The sequence below is a fragment of the Aquabacterium sp. genome (genome assembly GCF_021768455.1).
Lineage (GTDB): Bacteria > Pseudomonadota > Gammaproteobacteria > Burkholderiales > Burkholderiaceae_C > Aquabacterium.
In genome coordinates this window covers 1-3,174 of sequence record NZ_JAIZVX010000242.1, presented here as the reverse complement: position 1 = coordinate 3,174, position 3,174 = coordinate 1, and the positions used below count along the sequence as shown (strand labels likewise).

Here is a 3,174-nt window from a genome sequence, read left to right as displayed (position 1 = left end):
CGCCGGCACCTCGCCCGGCAAGGCCTCCTGGTTTGGCGACCTGCCCGATGGCGACTCGACCGTGATGGCAGACCCCATTGCCCTCGACACCCGTGCCAGCCCCGTCGCACCCGACGCCCCATTGCCCCCGAAAGCTCCGAGGGAGGGTGAGTCGTCCGCTTCCGCACCCCGGCACGACGCTGCCCAGGCGCCCGCCTCGGCAGAAGAACCTCCGGCTCGCCCCACCTTCTTGCGCATCTACCGGGCTTTCCTGAGCGCCCGCGTGGCCCTGGCGGTGCTGGTGATGGGCATGATCGGCGCCTCGTGGGGCATGGGTGCACGGCCGCCCCTTTGGGTACCGGTCCTCGGGCTGGCCTACACGGCCCTGGTGCTGCTGGTCTGGCTGATGCCGGCGCCAACCCAGCCGCAGGCCAGCGGCAAGGGCGTGCTCAACACGCGACAGGCCCTGGCCACCATCGGGGTCGACCTGGCTGCCTTCGCCCTGTTGCACTACCTGACAGGCACGAGCCTCAACACCCAGGCCCTGCTTGTGCTGCCCGTGCTGATGGCCGCGGTGCTCATGCCGCGGGTGATCGCCCTGGGCGTGGCCGCCGCCGCGACGCTCAACCTGCTGTCTGCGGCGTGGATCCAGTCTGGCGAGGTCGCCGCCGTCACCACGCTGATGACGCAGGCAGGCCTCAACGGCTTTGGCCTCTTCGTGATCGCGGCCCTGGCCAGCGAACTCGCCGCCCGCCTTGCGCGAGAAGAGCGCAGCGCCCGTGGCAGCCTCGAACTGGCGCGCCAACAGGCCCAGCTCAACAAGCTGGTCATCGAGGAAATGAGCGAAGGCGTGCTGGTGGTTGACCGCCAGGGCCGCGTGCGCACGGCCAACCCGTCGGCTCGGAGGCTGCTTTCGGCCCAAGGCAGCACGCCTCCCCCACCCTTCCTGCTGCGGGGCGTGCCGGCATGGCAGCCCCTGATCCGCGCCGTGGAGCAGGCCCTGGGCCACCCGGGTCGTGCCGAAGACGGCCAGGAAATCCACCTGCGCTTTGATGACCACAGCCAGCGCGACCTGCGCCTGCGCGTGCGCTTCACCCGCGGCCGCGGCGGACGCACCACCGAAGACCTCTGCGTGATGTTCCTGGAGGACCTGCGCTCCGTGCGCGCCCGCCAGCGTCAGGACAAGCTGGCGGCCATGGGCCGCATGTCGGCCGGCATCGCCCACGAGGTGCGCAACCCGCTGGCCGCCATTGCCCAGGCCAATGCCCTGATGGCAGAAGACGCCGCCACGCCCACCCAGCGTCGGCTGACACAGATGGTGTCGGACAACGTGGCGCGCCTCAAGCACATCGTCGACGACATCCTGGCCGTGGCCCCCGGGGCACGCCCTCAGGCTCCGGCCATCGACCCCATCGAAACCGTGGTCGCGATCTGCAACGAATGGCGCAGCACCGCGGGCCTCAGCATGGGCGAAGACAGCCTGCTGGACGTGCACACCCATGGCTGCCAGGCCGCGCCAGGCTACCCCTCGATGAAGGTGCGCTTCGAGCCCGATCACCTGCAACGCGTGCTGGTCAACCTGCTGGACAACGCCCTGCGCTACAACAGCGGCGCACCCGGCGCCATGGTTGTGAGCCTGCGCTGGGTGGCCCAGGGCGGCCCCAAGGCCGGCATGCTGATGCTGTCGGTCTACAACGACGGCGAACCCATCACACCCGACACCGAGCGCGCCCTGTTCGAGCCCTTCTTCTCGACGCGCAGCCGCGGCACCGGGCTGGGCCTGTATATTTCCCGAGAGCTCTGCGAGCGCCACGGCGCCAGCATCGACTACCGGCTGCACCCGCCCCACGTGCGCCACCGCAACGAGTTTTTCCTCACCATGCCCATCGAGGCGCCCAGCGCCCCGGCGCCTGCTGCATGACATCTGCCTCCCACCATCGCCTCCTGGTCATCGACGACGAGCCCGACCTGCGCACGCTCTACGAGCTGACCCTGCTGCGCGAAGGCTATGACGTCGAAACCGCCGAAAGCGTGGAGGACGCCTGGCAACACCTGCTGGACCAGCGCTACAGCGCCATCATCACCGACATGCGCCTGCCCGACGGCACAGGCCTGGACATCCTGCGCCGCCTCGAAGCGCAAGGGCGCCCGGAGCGCGCCATCGTCATCACCGCCTACGGCTCGGCCGAAAACGCCGTGAGCGCGCTCAAGGCTGGCGCCTACGACTACCTCACCAAGCCGGTCGACCTCAAGCAGTTCCGCACCGCCGTGGCCTCGGCCGTGGGCGATGCGCAAGCACCGCCCCCCGCACCGCACCCGGCCTTGCTTGCGGCCGAAACCCCGGCCAGCGATGGCCGTGTGCGCACCCAGCCCGCCGTGCGCCACTTCAGCCAGGTCGGCCTGAAGGAGGGGCACGCCCTGTCTCGCCTGGTGGGCCAGAGCCCGGCCATCCAGCAGGTGCGCAACCTGATCGACAAGGTGGCCCGCAGCATGGCCCCCGTGATGATCTGGGGAGAGTCCGGCACCGGCAAGGAGCTGGTGGCCCGCGCCATCCACGACGTCAGCAGCCGAGCCGCCAAGCCCTTCATCGCCGTCAACTGCGGCGCCATCCCGGAGCACCTGCTGGAAGCCGAGTTCTTCGGCTACCGCAAGGGGGCCTTCACCGGCGCCAACGAGGACCGGGAAGGCTTCTTCCAGGCCGCGCATGGCGGCACCCTCTTTCTCGATGAACTCGGTGACCTGCCTCTGGCCATGCAGTCCAAGCTGCTTCGCGCCATCCAGGAGCGGGCCGTGCGCGCCGTGGGCGCCACCAGCGAAAGCCCTGTCGACGTGCGCGTGCTCAGCGCAACCCACAAGGACCTGCCCAGCGAGGTCCTGGCCGGTCGCTTCCGGCAAGACCTGTTCTACCGCCTCAACGTGATCCAGGTCCGCCTGCCCGCCTTGCGCGAGCGCCTGGCCGACCTGCCGGAACTGTGCGAGCGCATCCTGAGCCGCATCGCCCAGGAATCGCAACTCGACCCGGCCCCGCACCTGGGCGACAGCGCCCTTCACAGCCTGATGGGCTACCACTTCCCCGGCAACGTGCGTGAACTGGAAAACCTGCTGCACCGTGCCGTGGCCCTGAGCAACCAGCCCCTGATGCAGGCCGAAGACATCGGCTTGCTCGACATCCTCGCCGGCGGCCCGGGCCAGGGC

General features: G+C 69.8%; 2 protein-coding genes. Both read left to right on the top strand.

Annotated features, from left to right (window positions below):
• On the top strand, nucleotides 1-1,900 hold a 1,900-nt coding region (locus QZ994_RS19215; protein WP_290877520.1), incomplete at its 5' end, for an ATP-binding protein.
• Nucleotides 1,897-3,174: sigma-54 dependent transcriptional regulator (locus QZ994_RS19210; protein ID WP_290877517.1), on the top strand; the 1,278-nt coding region annotated here is incomplete at its 3' end. The genes QZ994_RS19215 and QZ994_RS19210, both read left to right, overlap by 4 nt.